Genomic DNA, 25,632 nt, shown 5'->3' on the forward strand with positions numbered 1-25,632 from the left:
GCGGTCTTCAAGTTTCGCCTCGACATTCGTTTAGCTCTTTCGTTGCGAGCCACGGGGTCAGGAATGAAGCGTTTGATGCTCCTTTCTGCTGTCGGCGTACTCGCCTTGGCCGTGCAGGCACCGGCGGCGGGCGCGGCCGATCCGGTGGCGACCGTGCTGATGAGCCCGGAGGCGGGCCTGCTGATGACCATGCCCGCCGGCATCGACGGCGTCGCGTCGGTGGTCAATTCGAGCACGGCCAGCGCGGAAGTCGACGTCGAGGCCGTTCAGAGCCTCGTCGGCAACAGCGTGATCGTCGACGGCGGCAACCGCTCGGTCGAGTTCGTCGACAGCGGCAACCTCCTGGCCGGCGTCCTGAGCATCAATCAGGAAGCGGGCAACATGAACCAGCAAGCCAATGTGCGATCGATCGCGGTCGCCATGGCCGACGGCGGTTTCGGCGACGTCCAGATCGGCGTCAATACGCTGCAGGAGCTACGCAACAACAGCCTCACCGTCGGCGGCGTCTCCGATACGAGCGTCACGATCGCCAACAGCTTCAACAACGGCAGCGGCATCGTCGGCATCAACCAGACCGCCGGCAACATGAACCAGCAGCTCTCCGTGGTGGCGATCGGGATCGGCCTGAATGTCGGACCGGACGCTGTCCAGATCGGCGATACCCAGCTGGGCCAGATCGGCACCGATGCCGACAACCAGCGCACCGACGACGGGCTGCTGGATACCGGTCACAACAGCCTGACCAACTCCTTCAACGATTTCTCGGGCATCGCCCAGGTCAGCCAGGTCACGGGGGACATGAACCGCGTGACCCAGGTGGTCGGCGTCTCCCTGACCACCATGTCCGCGCCATGACCCGCGCCCGCATCCTCGTACTGGCGTCGGCCTTGCTGCTGCTGGCGTCCGTGACCGAACCCGCCCTTGCGACGGACAGCATTCCGCTCCCGGGCAATACCACCATCCGGGCGCCGGTCACGAGCTATTTCGGGCTGCGATTCAAGCAGGTCGTGAGGCAGGGCTACGACGTGAGCTGCGGCGCCGCCGCGCTGGCGACCCTGCTGAAGTACTATTACGGGATGGATGTGGGCGAGAAGCAGATCATCGAGGAGATCTTCGCCAACAGCACCGACGAGCAGAAGCAGAAGATCAACGCCTACGGCTTCTCGATGCTCGAGCTCAAGCATTACGGTGAATCCCTGGGGTTCGTCGGCGGCGGCTTCAAGCTCGACAGCGTGGAGAAGCTGGCGAAGCTGCGGGTGCCGGCGCTGACCCTGATTACCGTGCGTGGCTACAAGCATTTCGTGGTGCTGAAGGGCCTCTATCGGGGCCAGGTCTACATCGCCGATCCCGCCTTCGGAAACCGATCGCGCCCGCTGGAGCGGTTCGCGACCGAATGGGACGGCGTCATCCTGGTGCTGGTCAGCGACAAGTTCACAGGGCGCAACGACTTCTCCGCCGACGGCTCCTTGCGGGCGCCGGCGGACGGCGTGCTGCCCCTGATCGATCGATATGCGCGGCCGATCACGCGATCGCCGACGGAGTTCTGACAGACGGGTTCACTCGGGGAGGTTGAGATGTCGCGGAAATGGGCGTGGCTTCTGGGTGCAGCTTTCCTGTCGGTGGCGGCCATGCCGGCCGGCGCGGACGAGCTCAAGGCCAAATCCCTGGACACACTGACCCAGATGGCGGCGTGGGCAACGCCGCTCAATGACGAGCAGATGGGCGAGATGCGCGGCGGCTTCGCGGGCCTCGCTTTCAACGTGATCATGTCGGGCACCATCGAGCATCTGGCGGATCCGGGAACCGGCGCCAACGGCGTGGCCGGCGCGCCCGATCCGACCGTGACCCAGAGCGACGGCATGGTGAACATCCAGACCGCGATCGGCAATTTCAACGGCGCGCAGGGCGTGTTCCAGCTCGCGAATCTCGATCACAGCAATTTCAACGTCATCAATCAGAACATGTTCGTGCAGATCGCGATCATCGACGTGGCGAATGCCGCGAGCATCCCGACCATCCAGACTCTGCTGAACGGTGCGTTCCACAACTGATCGGATCGGGTCGGACGCTGCACGCGGGTGCCACGGCCGGTGAGAAACAACGGCCAGGCCCGCCCGAATGCTTCTGCGGTTCGGAGGGGGATTTGACCGATATGTCCTTGTTCAGACGGCGGGCGGCAACCCGAAGCTGGGAGTTCGGCCTCGGGGCGGACAGTTGTCTGTCGTCCTGGCGCGATCGGGATCCCTTCGCCGCGGACCTCGATGCCGGTCGCGGCGAAGACGGGGCATCGATCCCGAATCCCTCCCGAGAGGCACCCATCGGATCAGGATGGGCGGTGCAAGGCATGGCACGGCGATCATCGGCGCTGCCCGGGACGGGGCGGCAAGGCGAGGCGGACACGCATGGCCGGCGCCGCTGGAGCGCGCTCACGGCCGCGACCTCGATCGCGATCTGGCTGGTGTTCGTCGCGCCCGCGCTGGCCCAGGATGCATCCGGCACGGGAAGCGCCAATGCGGGCGCCTCGACCGGCGATATTGCCGCGATGCTGCGGCGCCAGCAGCAGATGATCGACGAGCAGGCGCGCAAGCTCGAGGAACAGGCGCGGCTGCTGCAGCAGCAGGAGCAGGCGCTGCGTCAGCAGCAGACCCAGATCGACGATCTGCAGCGCCAGTCGGCCGGTGGCGCCACATTCCTCCTGCCGGCGACAATGGCGATGCCCGACCTCGACACCCAGAACACACCCTATCTTCGCACCGACGAGGTGATCCCCGTGCCGCCCGATACCGGCGAGACGCCGCCCGCTGGCAGCCCGTCGGGGACGCCGCCCGCGGGCACCGCCCCGTCCGGGACGCCGCCTTCCGGCGGCACGGCGGAAGAGCAGCGTCCGGAATCGGAGCGGCCGCCGGAGCAGCTGCTGGTCGAGCGGGGCGGCGTGCTCCTGCCGGCCGGCACGCTGCAGCTCGAGCCCAGCATCGAGTACGACTATTATTCGAACAGCAACGTGGCGATCAACGGCTTCACCATCTTCGACGCGATCGTCATCGGCAATGTGCGGGTCGACGAGGTCAATCGCAACGTCGTCACCGCGGCGGCGACGGCGCGCTACGGCGTCACCGACCGCGTTCAGGTCGAGGCCCGCGTGCCCTACGTCTACCGGAAGGACAGCACGACCTTCGGCGTGGGCACGGGAACCCAGCAGGAGTTCCAGACCGACGGCTACGATATCGGCGACGTGCAGCTCACCGCGTCCTACCAGCCGATCATCGGCGACGGCGCCCTGATCCCCGATACCATCCTGCGCGTGTTCACGCGCCTGCCGACCGGCCGCGACGCCTTCGGGATCGGCACGGAGGATATCGGCAACAACCGCACGGTGCTCAAGGAGCCGCCGACCGGCACCGGCTTCTACGGGGTGGGCGCGGGCTTCACCCTGGTCTGGCGCGTCGATCCGGTGGTGTTCTTCGGCGGCTTCAGCTACACGGGAAACCTGTCCGACGACAAGGGTGCTTCCGGCAACATCGACCCCGGCGATACCTACGAGTTCTATGGCGGCATCAACGTGGCGCTGAGCGAGCTGGTCTCGATGAACCTGTCGTTCGACGATCAGCTCACCAGCTCGACCACGCAGAACGGCGACAAGGTGGTCAATACGGATTTCACGGATGCCCGCCTGATCCTCGGCACATCCGTGGGCGTCGCCCCAGGCACCACCCTGACCTTCAATGCGTCGGCCGGCCTCACCGATCAGTCGCCGGACTTCGCCTTCACGATCAGCCTGCCCATCACCTTCTCGATCTTCTGAGGCCGGGTCCATCCCCTTTTGGCCTCTGCGCGCGCGGGCATCGCCCGTCGCGGCAAACCGAAGGGGCGGCTCTGCGAGATGTCATCCCCGCTGTCGCGGGGATGACACTCAGAATTCAGAATGGCGAGCGGAGCGGGTGGGGGAGACCGGTTGTTCGGCTCACTGCAGGGTCTTGACCGCCGCGTCGGCGAAGCGGTTGTCCACATAGCCGGCCAGCTTCGGCGCCACCTTCAGGATCTTGTCGGCGTTCAGGGCCCAACCGTTATACTCGGCATCGGTCACGGCGGCCGCCGACCAGGAATACTGGTCGTACTTGATCATCTTGACCCAGGCCTGGGCCATGGGCGGGGCCACCACGACGCCCTGCCGGTGGAAGAAGATCTGCAGCACCCGGGCGGCATCCTCCGGGTCCTTCTGGATGTAGGCGACCGATTTGACCCAGGCGTTCACGAATCGCTGGGTCAGGTCCGCGTCCTTCGTGACCGTGTCGCTGCGCGCCACCAACGGAATGGCGCCGATCACGCCGATCATCTTCGTGACGCCGGCCGCGTCCAGCACGACATTGCCTTCCTTCTTGTCGACCAGCGGCACGGTGAAGTGGCGGGTCTCGAAGACCGCGTCGGCCTTCTTGTCGGCCAGGGACTTGAGGAGGGCGTCGGCGGACATGTTGGCGATCTTCACGTCGGTCGGCTTCAGCTTGGCCTGGTTGAGGAGGCGCACCAGGACGGGCAGCGCTTCGGATCCCTGGACCACCGCCACGGTCTTGCCCTTGAGATCGGCCACCGCCTTGATATTGCTGTCGGGCCGGGCGACGAGCTCCATCTCCGTGCCCCAGCCGCCCTGGGCGATGACCTTGATGGGCAGCTTCGCCGCGACCATGACCAGCATCACGCGCTGGGGAACGAGCGCGAAGTCGGTGGTCCCCACCGCCAGGGAATCGATGACCGCGGTCGGCGAGGCGACCGCCAGCCCGCTCACGATGATCTTCTGCTCGGCGAAGAAACCGCGCTCGATGCCGATGATGGCGGGCAGCGCGTCCCAGCCGCTGCCATAGGACAGGCGCGCCAGCGCCATGTCCGCCGCCATGGCCCTGAAGCTCATCACACCCAAGATCAAAATCGCGAGAGCGAAGGGCCGGATGACGCGCATTTTATCCCCCGTCGGATGTTTTATTACCGATTGCCGGACCAATCTTCCGAGAAGTCCATGCGGCGCAATGGCTGTCCTTGCAGCCTAGACCATTGAAGAGTCGGTGCTTCTCACGACTGCCAACTAGACCAGGTGATGGCAAATGAAATCGCCGACATCCCATAATCTACGTCGTCGAATGTTTAATATACTACACTTGCTAGGATAAAACTCCTGAGGCATTATTTAGATCAAATGTTGCAAGAAAATGCTGGCTTCTAAGAAAACAGGGCAACATTTCTTACGCTTAGGGGCAGAAAGCAGGGACGGGACTCCGTTTTCAGTCACGTGACAATTTCGCGCCGGGACCGCTGGTGGCCCTGGGTTCCTGGCGAGTGCAACGAGTAATTGGCCAGTGGATGCTGTCTTGCGGGGACAGTCATCCGCTTCGGTCTTGGTTCCGAGGGGAACGAGAGACCATGTGGAAGAGTCATAACGAACCGCCGTCCATTCCAAAGGACTGTCGAAATTGTGCGATCCGCGAGGCGACGCTCTGCGGCGCATTGCGCAGCGATCAGCTCGACATCCTGCAGGAATTCAAGAGTTGCGACCGCATCGTTCCCGCCCATTCCCATCTCTACCGCGCGGGCGAGCGGCTCAACGAGATCTATAACCTGCTGAGCGGATGGGTGGCGCTCTATCGGATCCTCGAATCCGGCCGGCGCCAGATCCTGCAGATCGAACTCCCGGGCGCGTTCCTCGGCTACCAGGCCCGTATCGACGAGCCCATGCTGCACAGCGCCGAATGCATCACCGATGTCGCGGTCTGCGTCTTCCCGCGCCGCGCCTTTCCGGATCTGCTGGACCGCCATCCGGTGCTGGGTCTGAAGCTGGCCGGCATCATGGCGCAGGACGTCGTCCGCACCCATGACCAACTCACCAATGTCGGCGGGCGCTCGGGCATGGAACGCGTCGCTCATTTCCTGCTGCAGCTCTATCTGAGGCTTCGGCATCGCCAGCCGGCGTTGGGCGGCGACTCGCTCGCCTTGCCGCTGACGCAGGAGATGATCGGCGACGCGCTGGGGCTGACGCCGGTCCATATCAACCGGATCCTGCGGCAGCTGCGCGAGCGGCGTCTCGTCGTGTTGCACAACAAGACGCTTCAGGTTCTCGATCTGGAGGGGCTGCGCCGGATGGCCGAGGTGCCGCAGCTCGACCCGGCGGAACTCTAGCGGCCCGAAACGGGCCTGCGTCCTCTGCTCAGGCGAGCTCGGCGCCGTTCTCTTCCATCAGGCGCTGGATCTGCTGATCGTCGAGCGTCTGGCCGCTGCGCAGCCGCCAGACATCGCGATAGAAGGCGATCGCCGCCGGCTTGTCCGGAAATGCGAACAGGCGCGGCGCTTCCTCGCCCACAGAGAAGATACGCACTTCAACGCGCGTCTCGTCGACACAGGCGATTTCGATCTTCTCGATGCGGTCGGGATCGAGGCGAATGCCCGTGCCCGGCAAAACTGTCGACGCCATCAGTGCTTCATATCCTGGAAGTCCAGGGAGGCCCGCCGCCCGGCAAAGCCAGAGGCCAGCCGGCGGAGAAACTCCACGGGAGATTGACGTTCCACCTTGTCACTGGAATGCCATCGCACCTATGAGCGAACTGTCACATGTGTAGCAAAGGCAAGGCGCCGGTTGCAACGACAGAAGAGGGTTCAATCTTGAGAATCCCGTGGAAATGTTTAGTCGATTCATAAATGACAGTGGAAAAAGTGAATAAATCTGGTCAGTCAATCAACGATCTATTGTAAACGGACGATACAAAGACAGGCCCGCCACTGAAACAAACGACAAGAAATGCCCCGAAAATAAACCAGTCGATCAATCCGTGCGGGAACAGAACGCGGCCCGATATAACTTTGTATAATTAACGAGGGCGATCGGGGGCCCGCATGCCGCGCGCGCCGCTTCGGCGCGCATTTGTTTTCGGAAACGAAAACGTTGGCACGAAGATCGGCAATCTGCGTTCCCGCGAAGCGCCGCTCGGGTTCACAGCGAAGACGATGAAGACCGGCCGGTCAACGCGAAACGCGTCGCGAGCGTGAAGCCATCGCCCGCGGTTCGTTCGACGAAGAGCGCGATCTCGCCGATCTCGACCGGTGCCGCCGTCGCCGGTGAGAAGAAGGCCGCCAGAGGCGCGCGCAGCCGCTCGATCGTTGCCGCGTCGAGGGGACCGGTCAGTGTGACGTGAAATCGGAATCGATCATGCACGTAAGGGTAGCCCCAGCGCCGAAGATGCGCTTCCTCGATCGGGTCGAGTCCGGTGGCACGTCGGCGCGACAGCTCTTCTTCCGACGCGGGACGCCGATAGGAATCGAACTGCGTCACGCAGCGTGCGGCCAGCGCATCCAGATCCGGAGACGGTGCGGATGGGATCAGCGCCAGGAACCGCCGGCCGATCACCTCGAGCCGCAATGGTGGAATGAAGAAGGGAGCCGAGGAAGAGGCGAAGCGGTCGAGATCGACGCGCAGGCTGTCCGCATCGTGTCCCTCGGCGAGCACGAAAGGCGGCTTCAGCGTGGCGTGAAGCGCATAGCGGCGCGGCTCCGCGGTCAGCGCCGTCAATTGCTCGGGCGAGAATCCGGCGACGAGAGGGCGCGGCGGCAGTCCGCCGCCACCCACGGGCGATTCGGCATCGCGGCCGAGCCAGGCGAGGCCTCGCCGCGTCAGTTCTGAATCGCGGGGCGGCGCCCAATAGATCGCGTAACGCGCGACCGAGGGGCGGGAAGTGGTGGATTGAACGAGCGTGGGGGTTGTCATCGAAGCTTCATAGAACTGCGAAACGGGAGTCTCGGGCCACCCCTATTGTCTAGACGACTCTACGGGGGCGCGCATCCATGTCTTCGATCCGGATCGATCAGCTGAGCAAGACATTCGGCAATGGGCGCCGGGCCTTGCAGTCGGTTTCGCTCACGATCGAGCCGGGGGAGATGGTCGGGCTCATCGGCGCCTCGGGCTCCGGAAAGTCGACTCTCCTGCGGCATATCGCGGGTCTCGCCTCCTGCGACCGCGATGCCGGCCGCATCGAGGTCGATGGCCGCATCGTGCAACGCGACGGCCGGATCGCCAAGGATATCCGTCAGCAGCGCGCCTCGATCGGCTTCGTCTTCCAGCAGTTCAACCTGGTGGATCGCCTGCCGGTCATCACCAACGTCTGTGTCGGCGGCCTGGCGCGGGTGCCGCTCTGGCGCAGCCTTCCGGGCTGGTTCACGGCGGCCGAGCGCAAGGCGGCGTTCGAGGCGCTGGCGCGGGTCGGCATCGAGGAGCAGGCCTATCAGCGGGCTTCGACTCTTTCGGGCGGGCAGCAGCAGCGCGCCGCCATCGCCCGCGTGCTGATCCAGGGAGCCCGCACGCTGCTCGCCGACGAGCCGATCGCCTCGCTCGATCCGGAATCGGCCCGTCGCGTCATGGAGCTCCTGCATGACATCAACCTGCGCGACGGGATCACCGTCGTCGTCTCCCTGCATCAGGTCGACATGGCCACGCATTACTGCCCGAGGATCGTGGCGCTGAAGGACGGCCAGGTCCTTTTCGACGGCCCCAGCGAGGACGTCACGGGCTCGCTCCTGGCCGAAGTCTATGGCAGCGAGCTCGAATCGGCACCGATCCCCCATCGCTCGCGGCGCGCGCCTTTGCGCCTGGCGACCGTTGCCGCCGCGGCCGGCTCCTGAAAGCCGCAAGCTCGCCGACCCGAGACCCGCCTGTTCTTGAACCTCTACTGAAGAAGGAGACGAACCTGATGCTACGTCGCGCATTCCTCGCAGGCATGGCCGCATTGGCGCTCGGCGCCAGTGCCGCCAGCGCCGAGACGCCCAAGGAAATCAATTTCGGAATCATTTCGACCGAATCGACGCAGAACCTCAAGACGCAGTGGGAGCCCTTCCTCGCCGACATGGAGAAGGCGACGGGCATCAAGGTGAATCCCTTCTACGCGACCGACTATGCGGGCGTCATCGAGGCCATGCGCTTCAACAAGGTCCAGGTCGCCTGGTACGGCAACGCTTCGGCCATCCAGGCCGTGGACCGCGCCAATGGCGAGGTGTTCGCGCAGAAGATCTATGCCGACGGCTCGCGCGGCTACTACTCGATCCTGATCGCCAACACCAACAGCAACATCAACTCGCTCGATGACGTGCTCAAGCAGCCGGGCAAGCTGAAGTTCGGCAACGGCGATCCGAACTCCACCTCGGGCTTCCTGATCCCCAGCTACTATGCCTGGGCCAAGAACAACATCGACATCCGCAAGCATTTCACCACGGCCCTCAATTCCAACCATGAGGCCAACCTGATGGCCGTGGCCACCGGCCAGGTCGATGTCGCCACCAACAACACCGAGGACTTCGCCAAGTTCCAGCGGGCCCAGCCGGACAAGGCCAAGCTGGTCCGCGAGATCTGGCGCTCGCCGATGATCCCGGCCGATCCGCTGGTCTGGCGCACGGATCTCGACGAGGGCGCCAAGAAGAAGATCCTGGCCTTCCTGCTGGCCTACGGCCAGCCGGGCCCGAATCAGGCACATGAGAAGGAAGTGCTGGACGCGCTCGGCCAGTGGGGCGGGTTCCTGGCTTCCAGCAACGACCAGCTTCTGCCGGTCCGCCAGGTCTCGCTCTTCAAGGACCGGATGAAGATCGAGCAGGACGCCACGATCTCGGACGCGGACAAGAAGAAGCAGATCGCCGAGATCGACGCCAAGCTCGACGAGCTGTCGAAGAAGATGGCCGAGGTGAAGACGCAGTAAGCCTCGACCCCATCGGTTCGTTGGACAAGGTTCCGACTTGACGGTCTCTCTCCAACCGGCGACGCCGACCGGGCCCCGGGGCCCGGCGGCGTCGCATGCCGTCGCATCCAGGCCCAGGTTCCCCTGGATCCGGCTCCTCGCCTACGGCGTGATCCTGGCGGCGCTTGCCGGCTCCTGGCGCGGCGCCGACATGCGTCCGCTCGACCTGCTGCGCGACAGCGGCAACATGGCGATCTTCCTCGCCGATTTCTTCCCGCCGGACTTCAAGGACTGGCAGTACTACGTGCAAGAGATGATCATCACCGTCCAGATCGCGCTCTGGGGCACGGTGATGGCGATCGTCTGCGCCATTCCCTTCGGTCTCGCCTGCGCCGGCAATATCGCACCCTGGTGGATCAACCAGCCGGTGCGCCGCTTGATGGACATCTGCCGCTCCATCAACGAGATGGTCTTCGCCATGCTGTTCGTGGTGGCGGTGGGGCTGGGGCCCTTCGCCGGCGTGCTGGCGCTCTGGATCCATACCACCGGCATCCTCGCCAAGCTGTTCGCCGAAGCGGTGGAAGCGATCGACCCGCGGCCCGTGGAAGGCATCCGCTCGACCGGCGCCCACAAGCTCGAAGAGATCGTCTTCGGCGTGATCCCGCAGGTGATGCCGCTCTGGGTGTCCTATTCGCTTTACCGGTTCGAGTCCAACGTCCGTTCCGCCTCCGTCGTCGGGCTGGTGGGTGCCGGCGGCATCGGCCAGGTGATCTGGGAGATCATCCGCGGCTTCCAGTTCAGCCAGACCTGCGCGGTGATGATCGTGATCGTCATCACCGTGGTGCTGATCGATCTTCTGTCGCAGTGGCTGCGCCGCGCCTTCATCTGAGGCGCGGGCGGAACCGGTCAACCGCCCGCGAAGAGGTCTTCCGGCCGCACGATCATCTGCACCCGGTCGCCGGCGAAGACGGCGAGGCTGTGATGGGTCGGCTTGCCCTTGGCGTCGACATTGACGGCCTCCGCCTGGAGCACGGGGCGGCTCGCGGTCTGCTCCAGGAACTCGGCTTCGCGCGGGCTCGGCAGCCGCGCCAGGATGCGCGTCACCTTGCGGGTATAGTCGCTGACGCCGAATTCCTCGAGCGCTGCGGTCAGCGAACCCAGCCGCCGATAGGCCTCATCGATCCCGGCGAAGCGGGGCAGGGGAAACTCGTGGACCCCGTAGCACATCGGCGCGCCATCGGCGATGGCCAGGGTTTCGACCCGCGTCACCGCGGCGCCGTCGCGCAGCCTGAGGTCGGTCGCGATGCTGCCGGAGACGGTCGCGCGCTCGGCCGAGATCAGCCGGTGACCGGGCTCGCGGCCCTGGGCCAGGAGATTGGCGCTGAAGCGGGTGCGCCTTCCCAGCACGTAATCGATCGTGTTGTCGTTCACGAAGGTGCCGCGGCCCTGCTCGATGCGCAGGATGCCTTGCTCCGCCAGCGCCGCGACGGCGCGGCGGACGGTATGGCGGTTGACCATGAACCGCTCGGCCAGCTCGAGCTCGGTCGGAAGGCGATCGCCCGGTTTCAGGCGGCCGGCCTTCAAGTCGGCCCCCAGGGTCTCGGCGATCTGTCGCCAAACCGTCATGCCGCGGCCGCGGGCAATCGCAACTTTCATCAGGGCGTCCGACTCCGTTCGCGTTTCTGTCATCGACAGTGAGGTTGAATCTGGCACAAAGCTACGAGATCGGTTGACACATATAGATGTCTAGATGAATATGGCGCCCATGGCAACCGAGCTCTCCCACCCTTCATTGGCGCCGGCGTCCCCGCAGGGCGAGCGGGCCCGATGGATGGCGCAGCTGAGCCAGGCCGACCCCGACCACCTCGAGGCGGCTTGGCGCCAGCTTGCGGCGCCCCCGGCCCATTCCTGGCTGAGGCCGGTGGAAACGGGTCTCGTGATGCTGCGCGGGCGGGCGGGCGGGACCGGCCAGCCTTTCAATCTCGGCGAGATGACGGTCACGCGCGCGGCCGTGATGCTGGAGCCGCCCCACAACCGGGTCGGGTTTGGCTATGTGACCGGCCGGGCCCGGCGCCATGCCGAGCTGGCGGCGCTCTTCGATGCGCTGCTCCAGGATGAGGCGCTCCGGCAAGGCATGCTGGCCGGACTGCTGTCGGAACTCGCCGAAACGGACCAGAAACGGCGCCGCCGCCGCGCGGCCGACGTCGCGGCGACCCGGGTCGATTTCACGACGATGGTGCGCGGCGATGATTGAGCTCGGGAACGTGGCCAAGGCTTCGTCTTCGGCGAATCGCGGCGTGCTGGCGCCCGGGCTGCCGGATCCGGTCGAGGATGCGCAACGCATCTTCCGCTGCGCGCTGACGGCGCTGAGCGAGCCCGGCCGCATCCTTCAGCTCCCGGTCACGTTGCGGAGCACCTGCCAGCAGCTCGGCAATGCGACGGGACCGGCGGCGCTCGGCCTGTTGCTGGCTCTGGCCGACGGCGATACGCCTGTCTGGCTCGACCGGCAGGCTTCGGGCATCGCGACCTTTCTCGCGTTTCATACGGGCGCACCCATCGCCGGCGAGCCCATGGCCGCGCGTTTCGCGCTCGTCGCCGACGCGGCGACGGCGCCGCGCCTGGCCGATTTCGATGGCGGCAGCGTCGACCATCCCGACCGTTCGGCCACGCTGATCATCGAGGCGAGCCGGTTGGCGTCGGGCGGCCCGATCGGTTTTTCGGGCCCTGGCATCCCGACCCGCCGGTTCCTGGCGATCGACGGGCTGCCGGAAGGCTTCGTCGCCGATTGGACCCTCAACCACGCCCGGTTCCCTTGCGGGGTCGATGTCCTCGTCACCTGCGGCGATCGCCTGGTGGGATTGCCGCGCAGCACCGCCTTGGAGCTCTCATGTACGTAGCCGTCAAGGGCGGCGAGGCCGCCATCGAGGCCGCTCACCGGCTGCTCGAGCAGGACCGGCGCGGCGACGCCGATCTGCCGGCGCTGACGGTCGACCAGATCGAAGGCCAGCTCCGGCTCGCGGTCGATCGCGTCATGGCCGAAGGCGCGCTCTATGACCGGCGCCTGGCGGCACTCGCCATCAAGCAGGCGGCGGGCGATCTGGTGGAGGCGATCTTCCTCTTGCGCGCCTACCGCACCACCTTGCCCCGGTTCGCCGTCAGCGAGCCGATCGACACGGCGCGGATGGAAGCCGACCGGCGCATCTCGGCGATCTTCAAGGATGTTCCCGGCGGCCAGTTCCTCGGGCCGACCTTCGACTATACCCACCGCCTGCTGGACTTCTCCTTGGAGGAGGAAACGACGCGCAAGGCGCCGGCGGCCAAGCCAGGCGCTACGGTCGCGACGGCGACCGCGGCCTTGCCGCCGGTGATGGGTTGGCTGGAGCAGGAAGGGCTCATGGAGCCCGAGCGGCCCGATCCCGCTCTTCCCGTCGGCGATATCACGCGCGAACCGCCGTCCTATCCGGCGACGCGCGATGTCCGTCTTCAGGCGCTGGCGCGCGGCGACGAGGGATTCCTCTTGAGCCTCGCCTATTCGACGCAGCGCGGCTATGGCCGCAACCATCCCTTCGCCGGCGAGATCCGCAGCGGGCGGGTGACGGTGGAGATCGTTCCGGAGGAACTGGGCTTTCCGGTCGCCATCGGCGAGATCGAGCTGACGGAATGCCAGCTCGTGAACCAGTTCAAGGGATCGGCCACCCAGCCGCCGCAATTCACGCGCGGCTACGGGCTGGTGTTCGGCCGGTGCGAGCGCAAGGCCATGGCCATGGCGCTGGTCGATCGCAGCCTCAGGGCGGCGGAGTTCGAGGAAACGGTGACGGCGCCGGCGCAGGACGAGGAGTTCGTCCTCAGCCATGCCGACAATGTCGAGGCCTCGGGCTTCGTGCAGCACCTGAAGCTGCCGCATTACGTCGACTTCCAGGCCGAGCTCGACATCGTCCGCCGGATGCGCGCCGAAGAGGCCCAGCAGGAGGCTGCGGAATGAGCGGCACCGGCTACAACTTCGCCTATCTCGACGAGCAGACGAAGCGCATGATCCGCCGCGCCCTGCTGAAGGCGGTGGCGATTCCGGGCTACCAGGTGCCCTTCGCCGGCCGCGAGATGCCGCTGCCCTATGGCTGGGGCACCGGCGGCATCCAGGTCACCGCCTCGATCATCGGCCGCAAGGATCGCCTCAAGGTCATCGACCAGGGCGCCGACGACACGACCAATGCCGTCAGCATCCGCAAGTTCTTCGCGCGGGTGGCGGGCGTGGCCACCACCACGCGCACGGCCGACGCCAGCATCATCCAGACCCGGCATCGCATCCCGGAGACGCCGCTGCAGCACGGCCAGATCATGGTGTTCCAGGTGCCGATCCCGGAGCCCCTGCGCTGGCTCGAGCCGCGCGAAACCCATACCCGGCGCATGCATGCGCTGGCCGACTACGGCGCCATGCATCTCAAGCTCTACGAGGACATCGCCCGCTTCGGGCGGGTGACGACGGCCTATGACTATCCGGTCCAGGTGAACGGCCGCTATCTGATGTCGCCGTCGCCGATCCCGCGGCTCGACAATCCCAAGCTCGATCGCTCGCCGGCCCTGATGCTCTTCGGCGCCGGCCGCGAGAAGCGGATCTATGCCGTGCCGCCCTTCACCCCGGTGAAGAGCCTCGATTTCGCCGATCATCCCTTCGCCGTGGAGCAGTGGTCGACCCATTGCGCCCGCTGCGGGGCGAGCGACAGCTATCTCGACGAGATCGTGGTCGACGATCGCGGCACGCGCCGTTTCATCTGCTCCGACACCGACTATTGCGACAGCCGGCTTCAGCCGCGGGCGGCCGAATGATGGCGCCTTCCGCCGAACAGCCCCTCTTGACCGTCGAAGGCCTGACCAAGCGCTTCGGTGCCCGCACGGCCTGCCGCGACATCGGCTTCTCGCTCTGGCCCGGCGAGGTGCTGGGCGTGGTCGGCGAATCCGGGTCGGGCAAGACCACCTTGCTCGGCTGCATCGCCGGCCATGTGACGCCGACGGAAGGGCAGGTCTGGTACGAGACGCGCGAGGGCGACCGGATCGATCTGGCGAGCCTCTCGGAGGCCGAGCGGCGCCGGCGGCTGGGCAACGATATGGGCTTCGTGCATCAGAACCCGCGCGACGGGCTCCGGCTCGATATCAGCGCCGGCGGCAATATCGGCGAGCCGCTCATGCGGGCGGGCATGCGCCATTACGGCACGATCCGCAGCCTCGCCGCCGAGTGGCTGGGACGGGTCGAGATCGACGCCGCCCGGATCGACGAGAACCCGCGCCGCTTTTCCGGCGGCATGCAGCAGCGCCTCCAGATCGCCCGCAACCTGGTCACCAAGCCGCGCCTGGTGCTGATGGACGAGCCGACCGGCGGGCTCGATGTCTCGGTCCAGGCGCGCCTGCTCGACCTGGTCCGTCAGCTGGTGGCGGATCTGGGCCTTGCCGTGATCCTCGTCACCCACGATCTGGGCGTCGCCCGGCTGCTCGCCCACCGCCTGATGGTCATGCAGGACGGCCGCATCGTCGAGACCGGCCTGACCGACCAGGTGCTGGACGACCCGCACGAGCCCTATACGCAGCTCCTGGTTTCCTCGGTGCTGCCGATATGACCCGCGGCGGCGCCATGCCCATGATCGAGACCCGGGGTCTCGCCAAGAACTTCACGCTCCATGTTCAGGGCGAGGTCAAGCTCGCGGTCCTGTCCGACATCGACCTTTCGGTCGCGGCCGGGGAATGCGTCGTGCTCGACGGGCCGTCCGGGGCCGGCAAGAGCACGCTGATGCGCACCCTCTATGGCAATTACCGGGCCGATGCCGGCGCCATCCTGGTGCGCCATGGCGACGAACGGGTCGATCTGGCCACGGCCAGCCCGCGCCTCGCCCTCGAGCTGCGCCGCCGGACGCTGGGTTATATCAGCCAGTTCCTGCGCGTGATCCCCCGCGTGCCGACCCTCGAGGTGGTGGCGGAGCCGCTGCGCGCCCGAGGCGTCGGCCCGCAGGAGGCGCGCGAACGGGCGGGCGCTCTCCTGGAGCGCCTGGCACTGCCGCGCCGGCTCTGGCCGCTCTCGCCCGTGACCTTCTCCGGCGGCGAGCAGCAGCGCGTCAATATCGCGCGCGGCCTCCTGGCCGGCCACCCGATCCTGCTGGTGGACGAGCCGACGGCCTCGCTCGACGCCGTCAACCGGAGCACGGTCGTCAGCCTGCTGCGCGAGGCCCGCGCCGCCGGGACAGCGATCGTCGCCATCTGCCACGATCCCGAGGCGCGCGACGCGCTGGCGACCCGGTATTACAATCTTCCGCCCAGAGAGTTGGCCGCATGAGCACCGAGACGATCCTGACCCGTGCCCGCATCGTGCTTCCCGACGAGATCCTCGACGGGACGCTGCTGGTCCGCGACGGCAGGATCGCCGAGATCGAGACGGGTCAGACCCGCCTGGAGAGCGCCGTCGATTGCCAGGGCGATTACCTGATCCCGGGCATGGTCGAGCTCCATACCGACAATCTCGACAAGCATATCGCGCCGCGGCCGCGCGTCCATTGGCCGGCGCGCTCGGCGGTGGTCGCGCATGACGCGCAGATCGCGACCGCCGGCATCACGACCGTGTTCGATTCCGTGGCGATCGGCGACATCCACCGCGAAAGCGACCGTATCGAGACCCTGACCGCCATGGCCGAAGGTCTCGAGGAATGCCAGCGCGAAGGCATGCTGCGGGTCGAGCATTTCCTTCATCTGCGCTGCGAGATCTCGCATGGCGATCTGCCGGGCCACCTGGCGCGGCTGGCCGGCCATCCCTGCCTCAAGCTGGTGTCGCTGATGGACCACACGCCTGGGCAGCGGCAGTTCGCGACCCTGGCGCAGTATGCGGCCTATTACCAGGGCAAGTATCAGCTGAGCGACGCCGAGCTCGACAGCTTCGTCCAGCGCTGCCTCGACGATCGGGCCAGGCACGGCGATGCCAACCGGGCCGCCGTCATCGAGCTCGTGCGCGAGCGCAACATCAAGCTGGCGAGCCACGACGACGCGACCGTGGAACATGCCGAGGAGGCGGCCGAGGCGGGCGCCGTGGTCGCCGAGTTTCCCACCACGCGGGTGGCGGCGCTGGCTTTGCGCGAACGCGGCATCGGCATCCTGAGCGGCGCTCCCAACGTGGTGCGCGGCGGGTCCCATTCGGGCAACATCTCCGCGATCGATCTGGCGCGCGACGGGCTGGTCGACATCCTGTCCTCGGATTATGTGCCGGCGAGCCTGCTGCCGGCGGCCTTCCGCCTGGTACAGGAGCTGGGCTATTCCTTGCCGGCGGCCATCCGGATGGTGGCGACGCGGCCGGCCGATGCGATGGGGCTGACCGATCGCGGCCGGATCGCGCCGGGCCTGCGCGCCGATCTGGTGCGCGTCGCCGAGCGCGGCGGCCTGCCGCTGGTCCGCGCCGTCTGGCACCGGGGCGAGCGGGTCGCCTGAGTCATGATCGCGCTCGAGCAGGGGGAGCCGGAGCATCCCTGGGGCGACGGGCGCTTCATGACGGAGGCGCCGATGCTGCACCCGACCGCGATCGTCAAGTCGAGCCGCTTCGGCCCTTGGACCGTGATCGGCCCCCGCAGCCAGCTGCTGGAGGTCGATTTCCGCGACTGGTCCTATACCGCGCGCGATGCCGAGATCTTCAACGCCGATGTCGGCAAGTTCTGCAACATCGCGGCCGGCGTCCGCCTCAATCCGACCAACCATCCGATGGAGCGGGCGACGCTCCATCACTTCACCTATCGCAGCCGCTCGCACCATCTGGCCGACGCGGACGATTCCGAGGTGTTCGCCTGGCGGCGCGCGCACCGGGTCGTGGTCGGGCCGGATGTCTGGATCGGCCACAATGCGATCGTCCTGCCGGGCCGCCGCATCGGCACGGGAGCCGCGATCGGGGCCGGAGCGATTGTGACCAAGGACGTGCCCGACTACATGATCGTCGCCGGCAATCCCGCCCGGCCGATCCGTCGGCGCGTCGACGAGGCGACCGAGGCGAAGCTCAAGGCGATCGCCTGGTGGGACTGGAGCCCGGCCCGCTTGCGCGCGGCGCTGCCCGATTTCCGCCGGCTCGATGCGACGGCCTTCGCGGCTCGATACAGCCGGCCCGAAATCGTGGCGGAGCTGCCGCCGTGACGGAACCTTCGCCGGGGCGGCTGTTCTATGTCATGGGCGCCTCGGGCGTCGGCAAGGACAGCCTGCTGCAATTCATCCGCCAGGCGGGCGATCCCCGGCGGTTCGCGGTGGCCCATCGCTACATCACCCGGCCGGCCAAGGCGGGCGGCGAAAATCACATCGCGCTCAGCGAGGCGGAGTTCCAGGCGCGGCTGGCGGCCGGCTGGTTCGCGATGCATTGGCGCAGCCATGGCCTCCACTATGCCATCGGTCGGGAAATCGATGCCTGGCGCCGGACCGGGGTCAACATCATCCTGAACGGGTCGCGCGAGTATCTGGCCGAGGCGCTGGAGCTCTATCCCGACCTCGTGCCGGTGCTGATCACCGCCGACCCCGACCTGATCGCGAGCCGGCTGGCCGCGCGCAAGCGGGAATCCGCCGAGCAGATCGCCGAGCGCATCCGGCACCAGATCGACCTGAGCCGCGTCACCGACAGGCTCGTCACGATCGACAACAGCGGCGCGCTCGAGGTGGCGGGAGCGGCACTCCTGGCCCTGGTCGAGCAACGGGCCCAGGGGGCCGCCCTCGAGCCGGCGGGCTAGCTAGCGTCGGCAGGCCCTAGGCGGGCCGGGCGCGATGTGGGAAGAATAGCCTCGGCATTGCCGGCTGCCCGGAGGCTGGGAAACCGTGACGCTCGATGCGCCGAAGATCGCAGCGACCGAGGCGGCGCGCGTTCTGATCGATCTGCTCGCGCTCGATCGGTTGATATCGGTCGTGGATATCGGCGCCAGCCGGATCGGCGACCCGCCTCCCTATAGGCCGCTCCTGGCCAGCGGGATCGCGCGATTGACCGGCTTCGAACCGCAAGCGGAGGAGCTGGCAAAGCTGTGCGCCGCGGGCCAGCCCAACGAGACCTATCTGCCTTATGCGGTCGGAGACGGGGCCGAGCATACGCTGCATGTCTGTGCCGCCAGCGGCATGACCAGCCTGCTGCGGCCGGATCCGGAGACCCTGGCGCTGTTCCATGAGTTTCCGCGGTGGGGCCAGGTCGTCGAAACCCGGCGGATCGCCACGCGCCGCCTCGACGAGATCGAAGAGGTCGACAGGATCGACTATCTGAAGATCGACGTGCAGGGATCGGAGCTGCCAATCTTCGAGAACGGCCGCGACAAGCTCCGCCCGACGATGGCGATCCACACCGAGGTTTCCTTCGTCCCTCTCTATCTCGAGCAACCGCCCTTCGGCGAGATCGATCGGGCGCTGCGGTCGTGGGGGTTCATCCCCCACGCCTACGCTTCCCTCAATCGGCGCGCGATCTTCCCCGTCATCATCGACAACGACCCGTATCGCGGCCTGAACCAGCTGCTCGAAGCGGACATCGTCTATGTCCGGGACTTCCGGCGCCCGGAACGGCTCGACGACGAGCAGCTCAAGTTCCTGGCCGCCATCGCTTATTGCTGCTACGGGTCGTACGATCTGGCCATCCACGCCCTCTTGCTGCTGGCCAAGCGCGACGCCGTCGCGGGCAACGGCGTCGAGGCCTTCGTCGCGGCCATCAGGAAGGCCGCGGCGGCGCCGTAAGGCAAAGCCCGGACAGGGCCGTCTCAGCTATGCCCGGCGACCGGGTGCGGCCGGTAGAGTTCCTCGAGCCGCGCGATCTCCTCGGGCTCCAGCTCGATCTCGGCGGCTGCGACCGCGTCGTCCAGGTGATGCGGCTTCGAGGCGCCGACGATCGGCGCCACGACATTGGGCTTCGACAGCAGCCAGGCCAGCGCGATCTGGGCGGGCGGCACGCCGCGCTCCTTGGCGAGCTCGGCGCAACGAGCGATCACCGGCCCGTCGAGCGCCTCCTGGGTGTCGTAGAGCCGCTTCTGGAACTCGTCCGTCGTCGAGCGTGTCGTGTGGGCGCTCTTGCTGCCGGCGAGCCGCCCGCGTGCGAGCGGCGACCAGGGAATGACCCCGATGCCCTGGTCGGCGCAGAGCGGCATCATCTCGCGCTCCTCCTCGCGATAGGCGAGGTTGTAGTGGTTCTGCATGGTCTGGAATCGCGCCCAGCCCTCGCGCGCCTGGATCGAGAGCATCTTCAGGAACTGCCAGGCATACATGGAGGAGGCGCCGATATAGCGGACCTTGCCGCTGCGCACGAGGCTGTCGAGCGTCTCGGCGGTCTCCTCGATCGGCGTCTCGGGATCGAAGCGGTGGATCTGGTAGAGGTCGATATAGTCGGTGCCGAGGCGGCGCAGGCTGGCCTCGACGGCATCCAGGATATGCTTGCGCGAAAGCCCCTTGTCGTTGGGACCGTCGCCCATGACGCCATGGACCTTGGTGGCGATGATCACCTGATCGCGCTTGGCGAAATCGCGGATCGCCCGACCGAGGATTTCCTCGCTCCCGCCGCGCGAATAGACGTCGGCGGTATCGAAGAAATTAATGCCATGCTCGAGCGCGCGCCGGATGAAGGGCCGCGCCGCCTCCTCGGTCAGCACCCACTGGCGCCAATCGGTAGTGCCGTAGGTCATGCAGCCGAGACAGATGCGGGAGACTTTGACGCCCGTGGAGCCGAGGCGGACATAGCGCATGGGGTGATTCCTTCGGATGACAGCCGGGGCGATGCCAGGCCTGCCGGGGAGGGGCAGGGCGAGATCGGCACCGGTTCAGAGAACGGGTCGGCCCGGAAGCGGGCGACGTTGTTCTAGGAGATTGCAGGCAACGGCCTCTCGTCAAGGCCGCTCTGCCGGTCACAAACCCGCAATCAGGCGGGCTCGGCTTCGCGATTGGCGCCGCGCCGCAACCGAAGCAAGGTACCGCGCAGGTTTTTGGCGAAGTCCCGCCGGCCGAGCCAGGCCGCATGAAGGATTCGCAATCCGCGGTAGCGGGGCCGGGACTGGCCGGCAAGCCAAAGTCCGGCCAGCCGCGCCAGGATCGCCCTCTTGCGCTCGCCCTGGTGCGGCTGCATCCGATTGAGCTCGGCGATCGTGTTGGGCAGCAGGTTGAGCTTGTGGGCCTGCTCCATCCGCGCCAGCAGAGCTTCGCCGGCCGCACTCCGGGCGATCACCGCGTTCCAGCTTTCATACTCGCCATGCGCATAGCCGTCGGCCGTGATCCAGGCATCGCCGCAGGCGATGTCGGCCTGCTCGCCGGTGGCATCGGGGCAGATCTTGCAGCGGAACTGGATCTCCTGCGCCAGCTCGTTGCCCCATGTCTCGTCATAGCTCTGCTCGAAGACGCGGCCATCCTTGGCCTCGATCCGGGTCGGGCCGGGGCAGCCATGGCCGCGATAGCGCATCAGCCGCACCTGGTCTTCGGCGAGGCCGTATTTGGCGATGATCGCCCGCGAGATGCCGAGGCTCGACACGCCGGCACAGAAGAAGGCGATGCGGTATTTCACCAGCCGGTCCACGCGCGGATCGAGGCGCGCGAGGTTGCGGACCGCGGCGATGTCGCAGGGCTTGCCCACGACCGCGAAGGGCCGGCCCGCGGCGAGCAGAGTTTCGATGTCGGTCAGCGGCGCCGCCGGACCGTAGCGCGCGCCGGCCGCCTGCATCACCCCTTGCGGGCTGCGGCTCACCTGCGGCATGGAGCGCAAGGCCTGGGCCGGATCGGCGATCGTGTGCAGCACCGCTTCGACCTCGCCGCTCTCGAGGAGATAGCTGGCGAGCGCCGAGATCACGCCGCCCGACGCGGCCTTGAAGCGCGTCGCCTCGTCGGTCGCCTGGCCGCGCGCCAAACGCCGGATCGGTCCCCACAGCGGATCGACCGGCGTCCCCGGCTCGGGCGAGGGCTGCTGGCGGTTGCCGGGGCAGGCGGAAAGGATGCGGGCCTCGTCGGCGGGCGCGAGCGGCTTGCGGATCTTGGGGCGGAGGAATCCGTCCGCCGTCATATCGAGCCGGACATGCTCGGGCCCGGCCATGCTCTGGCACAGGCCGCAGCCGGTGCAGAGCCCCTGGCGGACGACCTCGGTGAGCGATCGGGGATGGCTCACGATGGCGAGCGGTTACCGACATGGCGGCCGCGTCCGGCCGCATTCGAGACCCAGCCGCGGTCCCAGACCTTCTCGCCACGCGAGAAGGTGACGACCGGCCAGGCGGAGAGCTCGCGCCCCTCATAGGGCGTGTAGTCGCAATCGTCATGCAAGTCGGCATGGCGAAGGATGCGGCGCTCGCCCTGGGACCAGAGCGCGATGTCGGCATCGGCGCCGGGCATGAGGCTGCCCTTGCGCGGATAGAGGCCATAGACGCGGGCCGGGTTGGTCGCCGTCACGGCCACGAATTGCTGGCGCGTCAGCCGGCCTTGCGCCACGCCTTCGTGATAGAGCAGCGGCAGGCGCGTCTCGAGCCCCGGCAGTCCCGGGGGCACCTTGCGGAAGTGAGGTCGCTCGCCGCCCTGGCTGCGCTTGCCGTCGGTGCCTGCGAAGCGATAGGGGCAATGATCCGAGGAGACGAGCTGAAAGGCGCCCTGCTGCAGCCCGCGCCAGAGCTCGGCGGCATCGTCGGATCCGCGCGGCGGCGGGGAGCAGACATGCTTGGCGGCTTCCCAGCCGGGCTCGTGCAGATGAGGACCGAGGCCCAGCAGATATTGCGGGCAGGTCTCGGCCAGCACGGGGATGCCGCGATCCTGGCCCCAGCGGATCTGCTCCAGCGCCTGGCCCGAGGAGACATGGACGATCATCACCTTGGCGCCGGTGATCTCGGCCAGGGCGATGGCGCGATGGGTGGCCTCGCGCTCGACCGCCGGGGGCGCGGACTCCGCGAAGGCGCCGAGGCCGGTCTCGCCGCGCGCCTCCAGCCGCTGGCCCAGCCAATGGACGCAATGCCCGTTCTCGGCATGGACCATCGTGAGGGCGCCGCCGCGCCGGGCCGCGTCCATGACCTCCAGGATCTGAGCGTCCTCCAGCATATAGCCCGGATAGGTCATGAAGACCTTGAAGGAACGGTAGCCGTCGGCGATCAAGGCCGGCAGCTCCTGGCCGATCAGCGGGGCCGACACCTGCGACAGGATCAGATGGAAGGCATAGTCGATCAGCGCCTTGCCCTGGGCGCGTCCGTGATAATCCTCGACCACCTCGCGCAGGCTCTTGCCCGGCAGCTGGTTGGCGAAGGGCATGATGGTGGTGGTGCCGCCGCAGGCAGCGCCTCGGGTCGCCGCGACGAAATCGTCGGCGAGCCGGGCGCCCATATATTCGGGCTCCTCCACATGGCAATGGGCATCGACCCCGCCCGGCATCACCAGCAGCCCCGTCGCGTCGATCTCCTGGTCCCCCTTGGCCAGGTCGCGGGCGACCGCGACGATGCGGCCCTCCGCCACGCCGACATCGGCCTCGAACTCGTCCGAGGCTGTCACCACGGTGCCGTTGCGGATGACGAGATCGAGGCGCATCAGATCACCTCGTTGAAGAGCAGGTCGGTGTAGCTGTCGCGTCGGCGCATGATCTCGTAGTTACCGCTCGCATCGAGCATGCCGATCTCGGGGCGCGGCCGGCCGTTGTTGGGCGTGATCTGATCGAGCGTGTAGGCGCCGGTATCGAGGAAAGCGACGATGTCGCCGGGGCCGGTCGAGGCCGCCAGGCTGCGCGTGGGCGGCAGCCGCACCAGCGTGTTCTCCAGGAGCTCCCGGGATTGCGCCAGCCGCGGGTCGGCCTTCAGCAGCCGCGCCAGGGTCTGCTCGCCATCGACATCGAAGAAGGCGTCACCATTGTCGCAGAGCGGCCCGACGACACGGAACGCCGCCAGCGGCTCGTCCAGCTTGTTGGCTGTCAGGCCGTGGTAATACCACTTGTAAGTGTAGGACTCGACGATCGTGTTGTAGCCGGCATCGAGATAGAGCCATCGATGGCCGGCGCGCTGTTTCACGTTCTCGACCGAGGCGAGGGTGACGGCGGAATCGCCGACCATCCGCCGGCCGGGCTCGACCAGGATCTCGATCTGCTCGCCGAGCCCCTTGCGCAAGGGGGCGAGGCCAGCGCGGGCGATATCGGCGCTGTCGATCCGGGGCGCGAAGATATCGCCCTGCGGCGTGCGGTTGACGCCGCGCATATAGGGCAGGGGGAAGCCGCCGCCCAGATTGACATGCTCGAGCCGGAGGCTCAGCGCGTCCTGCAACCGGCGCGCCTGTTCGACCAGGACGTTCGCCGCCGAGACATAGGGCCCGGTGTCGGTGATCTGCGAACCGACATGAGCGTGGATCCCGACCAGCTTGAGGGCATTGGGATGGTCGCGCAGAAGTTGCAGGGCGCGATCGATCTCCTGCAACAGGATGCCGAACTTGGTGCCTTCGGAGCCGGTCCGGTTGCCGGGCGAGGTGGGGCTGTCGACCTCCGGCACGATGCGCAAGGCGACGCGGGCCTGCCGGCCCAGACCGCCGGCGACCGTCGCGACGCGCTCCAGCTCGAACAGGCTGTCGACATTGATGGCCTTGATCGGCGGGCTCAGGGCTTCGGCGATCTCCGATTTCGATTTGGCGACCCCGTTGAAGACGATCGCCTCGGGCGGGATGCCGGCGAGCCGGGCGCGGAACAGCTCGCCGCCCGAATTGACCTCGAGCGCGATGCCTTCCGCATGGAGGAGGCGCAGCACCTTGATGGTGGAAAGCGCCTTGGCCGCATAGCAGATCGTGCTGCGCGGGTGGGAGGCGGCGAAGGCGGTCTTGATCGCCCGCGCGGTCTCCGCGATCCGCCGCGCCGAATAGACGAAGAGGGGCGTGCCGCGTTCCTGCACCAACGCCACGAGGTCGACACCGTCCATGGTCAGGCGACCCCGGCGGGACTCCAGATAGCCCTCGATCTTCCAGTCCTGCGCCATGGCCAGGCCGGCGCTCACGTCGTTTCCAGCGGCGGGATGGCGCCGGTGCGCTCGGTGATGAGCTTGTAATGCTCGATGCGGCGGTGATAGGCGAAATTGAAGATGTCGGCCCGGTAGGGCGCGCCCATGTCGAGGTCGCATTTGCGCACGATGAGCTCGTCGCCCATGGTGGCGCATTGCGCGACGATCTCGCCCGAGGGCGCGATGATGCAGGTCTGGCCGATCATGTTGAAGCCTTCTTCGAGCCCGGCCTTGGCGACACCGACCACCCAGGTCGCGTTCTGATAGGCGCCCGACTGCATCACCAGGTGGTTGTGGAAGGGCTCGAGCGCGTCGAGCTCGAAGGGATCGCCCAGGCCGATCGGCGAGTTGTAGCCGAGCAGCACCATCTCGACGCCCTGGAGCCCCATCACGCGATAGGTCTCGGGCCAGCGCCGGTCGTTGCAGATGCACATGCCGAGGATGCCGCCGAAGGCGCGCCAGACCGGAAAGCCCAGGTCGCCCACCTCGAAGAAGCGCTTCTCGAGATGCTGGCCCGGCCGGTCCATCACGTCGGAATGGCCGGGAAGATGCACCTTGCGGTATTTGCCGACGATGCGGCCGGTCTTGTCGACCAGGATCGAGCTGTTGAAGCGGCGCTTGCGCCCGTTCTCGATCACGAGCTCGGCGAAGCCCAGCGAGAAGCCGATGCCGCGCCGCGCCGCCTCCTCGAACAGGGGGCGCGTCTCGGGCCCCGGCATCTCGGTCTCGTAGAAGGAATCGAGCTCGGCCTCGTCCTCGATCGGCCAGCGCGGGAAGAAGGTGGTGAGCGCCAGCTCGGGATAGGCGATCAGGTCGCAGCGGAAGCCGTGCGCCTCGCGCATCAGCTCGAGCAGCCGGCTGACGGTCTGCCTGCGGGTGTCGTGGCGCGCGATGGGGCCGAGCTGGGCGGCGCCGACGGTGATGGTACGAGCCATTGTCTGTTCCGAAAGATGGGTTCGAGGCCGGGATACGCCGTCCCCGGCCGGGGGCGC

27 protein-coding genes are annotated in these 25,632 nt (G+C 67.1%); 18 read left to right on the forward strand and 9 right to left on the reverse strand.

What is annotated here, in order from left to right:
* Nucleotides 1-75: 75 nt before the first annotated feature.
* The 4 genes from FRZ61_RS09610 (at nucleotide 76) to FRZ61_RS09625 (ending at nucleotide 3,802) form a co-directional block, all read left to right on the forward strand.
* Nucleotides 76-855, forward strand: a complete 780-nt coding sequence (locus tag FRZ61_RS09610) for a hypothetical protein (RefSeq protein ID WP_151116974.1) — start codon at nucleotides 76-78, stop codon at nucleotides 853-855.
* Nucleotides 852-1,547, forward strand: a complete 696-nt coding sequence (locus tag FRZ61_RS09615) for a C39 family peptidase (RefSeq protein ID WP_151116976.1) — start codon at nucleotides 852-854, stop codon at nucleotides 1,545-1,547. The genes FRZ61_RS09610 and FRZ61_RS09615 overlap by 4 nt, the downstream gene beginning before the upstream one ends.
* Nucleotides 1,548-1,574: 27 nt before the next feature.
* A complete protein-coding gene (locus FRZ61_RS09620; protein WP_151116978.1) occupies nucleotides 1,575-2,051 on the forward strand; it encodes a hypothetical protein in 477 nt (158 codons plus the stop codon).
* A 293-nt stretch (nucleotides 2,052-2,344) separates the two neighbouring features.
* Nucleotides 2,345-3,802: a hypothetical protein gene (locus FRZ61_RS09625; RefSeq protein WP_151116980.1), complete on the forward strand. Its 1,458-nt coding sequence runs from the start codon at nucleotides 2,345-2,347 to the stop codon at nucleotides 3,800-3,802.
* A gap of 159 nt (nucleotides 3,803-3,961) precedes the next feature.
* Here the strand turns inward: FRZ61_RS09625 and FRZ61_RS09630 are convergent, their stop codons facing one another.
* A complete protein-coding gene (locus FRZ61_RS09630; protein ID WP_191909372.1) occupies nucleotides 3,962-4,903 on the reverse strand; it encodes an ABC transporter substrate-binding protein in 942 nt (313 codons plus the stop codon).
* A 590-nt stretch (nucleotides 4,904-5,493) separates the two neighbouring features.
* Between FRZ61_RS09630 and FRZ61_RS09635 the strand changes: the two genes are divergently transcribed.
* A complete protein-coding gene (locus FRZ61_RS09635) occupies nucleotides 5,494-6,162 on the forward strand; it encodes a Crp/Fnr family transcriptional regulator (protein WP_191909373.1) in 669 nt (222 codons plus the stop codon).
* A gap of 28 nt (nucleotides 6,163-6,190) precedes the next feature.
* Here FRZ61_RS09635 and FRZ61_RS09640 read toward each other — a convergent pair whose 3' ends face one another.
* Both FRZ61_RS09640 and FRZ61_RS09645 read right to left on the reverse strand, forming a co-directional pair.
* Complete coding sequence (locus FRZ61_RS09640) at nucleotides 6,191-6,454, reverse strand: hypothetical protein (protein ID WP_151116986.1); 264 nt, start codon at nucleotides 6,452-6,454, stop codon at nucleotides 6,191-6,193.
* Between the two features lie 516 nt (nucleotides 6,455-6,970).
* Nucleotides 6,971-7,741 (reverse strand): DUF1045 domain-containing protein, encoded by a 771-nt coding sequence (locus FRZ61_RS09645; protein ID WP_151116988.1) that lies wholly within the window; start codon nucleotides 7,739-7,741, stop codon nucleotides 6,971-6,973.
* 77 nt (nucleotides 7,742-7,818) lie between these two features.
* Here FRZ61_RS09645 and phnC point away from each other — a divergent pair, with 77 nt between their 5' ends.
* The 3 genes from phnC (at nucleotide 7,819) to phnE (ending at nucleotide 10,584) form a co-directional block, all read left to right on the forward strand.
* The gene (gene phnC / locus FRZ61_RS09650; RefSeq protein ID WP_151116990.1) at nucleotides 7,819-8,652 is read left to right on the forward strand and encodes a phosphonate ABC transporter ATP-binding protein; all 834 of its coding nucleotides are present in this window, start codon (nucleotides 7,819-7,821) and stop codon (nucleotides 8,650-8,652) included.
* Nucleotides 8,653-8,720: 68 nt separating this feature from the next.
* Nucleotides 8,721-9,716, forward strand: a complete 996-nt coding sequence (gene phnD / locus FRZ61_RS09655; RefSeq protein ID WP_151116992.1) for a phosphonate ABC transporter substrate-binding protein — start codon at nucleotides 8,721-8,723, stop codon at nucleotides 9,714-9,716.
* Between the two features lie 37 nt (nucleotides 9,717-9,753).
* Nucleotides 9,754-10,584, forward strand: a complete 831-nt coding sequence (gene phnE / locus FRZ61_RS09660; protein ID WP_151116994.1) for a phosphonate ABC transporter, permease protein PhnE — start codon at nucleotides 9,754-9,756, stop codon at nucleotides 10,582-10,584.
* Nucleotides 10,585-10,601: 17 nt separating this feature from the next.
* Here phnE and phnF read toward each other — a convergent pair whose 3' ends face one another.
* Nucleotides 10,602-11,351 carry a phosphonate metabolism transcriptional regulator PhnF gene (gene phnF / locus FRZ61_RS09665; protein ID WP_191909374.1) on the reverse strand — a complete coding sequence of 250 codons (750 nt, stop codon included), beginning with the start codon at nucleotides 11,349-11,351 and terminating at the stop codon, nucleotides 10,602-10,604.
* A 109-nt stretch (nucleotides 11,352-11,460) separates the two neighbouring features.
* Between phnF and phnG the strand changes: the two genes are divergently transcribed.
* From phnG to FRZ61_RS09715, 10 genes are all read left to right on the forward strand, one after another.
* The gene (gene phnG / locus FRZ61_RS09670; protein ID WP_263641760.1) at nucleotides 11,461-11,949 is read left to right on the forward strand and encodes a phosphonate C-P lyase system protein PhnG; all 489 of its coding nucleotides are present in this window, start codon (nucleotides 11,461-11,463) and stop codon (nucleotides 11,947-11,949) included.
* Nucleotides 11,942-12,592 (forward strand): phosphonate C-P lyase system protein PhnH, encoded by a 651-nt coding sequence (phnH, locus tag FRZ61_RS09675; protein ID WP_151117000.1) that lies wholly within the window; start codon nucleotides 11,942-11,944, stop codon nucleotides 12,590-12,592. The genes phnG and phnH overlap by 8 nt, the downstream gene beginning before the upstream one ends.
* Complete coding sequence (locus tag FRZ61_RS09680) at nucleotides 12,583-13,677, forward strand: carbon-phosphorus lyase complex subunit PhnI (RefSeq protein ID WP_151117002.1); 1,095 nt, start codon at nucleotides 12,583-12,585, stop codon at nucleotides 13,675-13,677. Before phnH ends, FRZ61_RS09680 begins: the two co-directional genes overlap by 10 nt.
* Entirely contained in the window at nucleotides 13,674-14,519 is an 846-nt protein-coding gene (locus tag FRZ61_RS09685) for an alpha-D-ribose 1-methylphosphonate 5-phosphate C-P-lyase PhnJ (RefSeq protein WP_151117004.1), read from the forward strand. The genes FRZ61_RS09680 and FRZ61_RS09685 overlap by 4 nt, the downstream gene beginning before the upstream one ends.
* 26 nt (nucleotides 14,520-14,545) lie before the next feature.
* Nucleotides 14,546-15,304 (forward strand): phosphonate C-P lyase system protein PhnK, encoded by a 759-nt coding sequence (gene phnK / locus FRZ61_RS09690; protein ID WP_414652628.1) that lies wholly within the window; start codon nucleotides 14,546-14,548, stop codon nucleotides 15,302-15,304.
* A gap of 20 nt (nucleotides 15,305-15,324) precedes the next feature.
* Nucleotides 15,325-16,014 carry a phosphonate C-P lyase system protein PhnL gene (gene phnL, locus FRZ61_RS09695; protein ID WP_318526367.1) on the forward strand — a complete coding sequence of 230 codons (690 nt, stop codon included), beginning with the start codon at nucleotides 15,325-15,327 and terminating at the stop codon, nucleotides 16,012-16,014.
* Nucleotides 16,011-17,153: an alpha-D-ribose 1-methylphosphonate 5-triphosphate diphosphatase gene (locus tag FRZ61_RS09700; protein ID WP_151117009.1), complete on the forward strand. Its 1,143-nt coding sequence runs from the start codon at nucleotides 16,011-16,013 to the stop codon at nucleotides 17,151-17,153. The genes phnL and FRZ61_RS09700 overlap by 4 nt, the downstream gene beginning before the upstream one ends.
* Nucleotides 17,154-17,156: 3 nt before the next feature.
* A complete protein-coding gene (locus FRZ61_RS09705) occupies nucleotides 17,157-17,843 on the forward strand; it encodes an LbetaH domain-containing protein (protein ID WP_151117011.1) in 687 nt (228 codons plus the stop codon).
* Nucleotides 17,840-18,424 carry a phosphonate metabolism protein/1,5-bisphosphokinase (PRPP-forming) PhnN gene (gene phnN, locus FRZ61_RS09710; protein ID WP_225309195.1) on the forward strand — a complete coding sequence of 195 codons (585 nt, stop codon included), beginning with the start codon at nucleotides 17,840-17,842 and terminating at the stop codon, nucleotides 18,422-18,424. Before FRZ61_RS09705 ends, phnN begins: the two co-directional genes overlap by 4 nt.
* An 85-nt stretch (nucleotides 18,425-18,509) precedes the next feature.
* Nucleotides 18,510-19,403: an FkbM family methyltransferase gene (locus FRZ61_RS09715; RefSeq protein WP_225309196.1), complete on the forward strand. Its 894-nt coding sequence runs from the start codon at nucleotides 18,510-18,512 to the stop codon at nucleotides 19,401-19,403.
* Nucleotides 19,404-19,426: 23 nt separating this feature from the next.
* Here FRZ61_RS09715 and FRZ61_RS09720 read toward each other — a convergent pair whose 3' ends face one another.
* The 5 genes from FRZ61_RS09720 to FRZ61_RS09740 form a co-directional block, all read right to left on the reverse strand.
* Nucleotides 19,427-20,401: an aldo/keto reductase gene (locus FRZ61_RS09720; RefSeq protein WP_151117013.1), complete on the reverse strand. Its 975-nt coding sequence runs from the start codon at nucleotides 20,399-20,401 to the stop codon at nucleotides 19,427-19,429.
* A gap of 173 nt (nucleotides 20,402-20,574) precedes the next feature.
* Entirely contained in the window at nucleotides 20,575-21,804 is a 1,230-nt protein-coding gene (locus tag FRZ61_RS09725; RefSeq protein ID WP_151117015.1) for a Coenzyme F420 hydrogenase/dehydrogenase, beta subunit C-terminal domain, read from the reverse strand.
* Nucleotides 21,801-23,198, reverse strand: coding sequence for a dihydropyrimidinase (gene hydA / locus FRZ61_RS09730; RefSeq protein WP_151117017.1), 1,398 nt, complete (start codon nucleotides 23,196-23,198; stop codon nucleotides 21,801-21,803). Before hydA ends, FRZ61_RS09725 begins: the two co-directional genes overlap by 4 nt.
* On the reverse strand, nucleotides 23,198-24,637 hold the full coding sequence (gene lysA, locus FRZ61_RS09735) for a diaminopimelate decarboxylase (protein ID WP_191909375.1): 1,440 nt from the start codon (nucleotides 24,635-24,637) through the stop codon (nucleotides 23,198-23,200). Before lysA ends, hydA begins: the two co-directional genes overlap by 1 nt.
* Nucleotides 24,634-25,575, reverse strand: a complete 942-nt coding sequence (locus FRZ61_RS09740) for an N-carbamoyl-D-amino-acid hydrolase (protein WP_151117021.1) — start codon at nucleotides 25,573-25,575, stop codon at nucleotides 24,634-24,636. Before FRZ61_RS09740 ends, lysA begins: the two co-directional genes overlap by 4 nt.
* Nucleotides 25,576-25,632 lie beyond the last annotated feature (57 nt).

Origin of the sequence: Hypericibacter adhaerens (assembly GCF_008728835.1) — a bacterium.
In the GTDB taxonomy this organism is placed as follows: Bacteria; Pseudomonadota; Alphaproteobacteria; order Dongiales; family Dongiaceae; genus Hypericibacter; species Hypericibacter adhaerens.

What these genes read in the sequence shown, in the direction of transcription:
- FRZ61_RS09680 (WP_151117002.1), top strand. Translation starts at nt 12,583, where the DNA reads ATGTACGTAGCCGTCAAGGGCGGCGAGGCCGCCATCGAGGCCGCTCAC.
- FRZ61_RS09625 (WP_151116980.1), top strand. Translation starts at nt 2,345, where the DNA reads ATGGCACGGCGATCATCGGCGCTGCCCGGGACGGGGCGGCAAGGCGAG.
- FRZ61_RS09615 (WP_151116976.1), top strand. Translation starts at nt 852, where the DNA reads ATGACCCGCGCCCGCATCCTCGTACTGGCGTCGGCCTTGCTGCTGCTG.
- FRZ61_RS09645 (WP_151116988.1), bottom strand. Translation starts at nt 7,741, where the DNA reads ATGACAACCCCCACGCTCGTTCAATCCACCACTTCCCGCCCCTCGGTC.
- FRZ61_RS09640 (WP_151116986.1), bottom strand. Translation starts at nt 6,454, where the DNA reads ATGGCGTCGACAGTTTTGCCGGGCACGGGCATTCGCCTCGATCCCGAC.
- FRZ61_RS09620 (WP_151116978.1), top strand. Translation starts at nt 1,575, where the DNA reads ATGTCGCGGAAATGGGCGTGGCTTCTGGGTGCAGCTTTCCTGTCGGTG.
- FRZ61_RS09705 (WP_151117011.1), top strand. Translation starts at nt 17,157, where the DNA reads ATGATCGCGCTCGAGCAGGGGGAGCCGGAGCATCCCTGGGGCGACGGG.
- phnG (WP_263641760.1), top strand. Translation starts at nt 11,461, where the DNA reads ATGGCAACCGAGCTCTCCCACCCTTCATTGGCGCCGGCGTCCCCGCAG.
- hydA (WP_151117017.1), bottom strand. Translation starts at nt 23,198, where the DNA reads ATGCGCCTCGATCTCGTCATCCGCAACGGCACCGTGGTGACAGCCTCG.
- FRZ61_RS09700 (WP_151117009.1), top strand. Translation starts at nt 16,011, where the DNA reads ATGAGCACCGAGACGATCCTGACCCGTGCCCGCATCGTGCTTCCCGAC.
- phnH (WP_151117000.1), top strand. Translation starts at nt 11,942, where the DNA reads ATGATTGAGCTCGGGAACGTGGCCAAGGCTTCGTCTTCGGCGAATCGC.
- FRZ61_RS09685 (WP_151117004.1), top strand. Translation starts at nt 13,674, where the DNA reads ATGAGCGGCACCGGCTACAACTTCGCCTATCTCGACGAGCAGACGAAG.
- FRZ61_RS09740 (WP_151117021.1), bottom strand. Translation starts at nt 25,575, where the DNA reads ATGGCTCGTACCATCACCGTCGGCGCCGCCCAGCTCGGCCCCATCGCG.
- FRZ61_RS09610 (WP_151116974.1), top strand. Translation starts at nt 76, where the DNA reads ATGCTCCTTTCTGCTGTCGGCGTACTCGCCTTGGCCGTGCAGGCACCG.
- FRZ61_RS09720 (WP_151117013.1), bottom strand. Translation starts at nt 20,401, where the DNA reads ATGCGCTATGTCCGCCTCGGCTCCACGGGCGTCAAAGTCTCCCGCATC.
- phnC (WP_151116990.1), top strand. Translation starts at nt 7,819, where the DNA reads ATGTCTTCGATCCGGATCGATCAGCTGAGCAAGACATTCGGCAATGGG.
- FRZ61_RS09630 (WP_191909372.1), bottom strand. Translation starts at nt 4,903, where the DNA reads ATGAGCTTCAGGGCCATGGCGGCGGACATGGCGCTGGCGCGCCTGTCC.
- phnF (WP_191909374.1), bottom strand. Translation starts at nt 11,351, where the DNA reads ATGAAAGTTGCGATTGCCCGCGGCCGCGGCATGACGGTTTGGCGACAG.
- phnL (WP_318526367.1), top strand. Translation starts at nt 15,325, where the DNA reads ATGATCGAGACCCGGGGTCTCGCCAAGAACTTCACGCTCCATGTTCAG.
- phnD (WP_151116992.1), top strand. Translation starts at nt 8,721, where the DNA reads ATGCTACGTCGCGCATTCCTCGCAGGCATGGCCGCATTGGCGCTCGGC.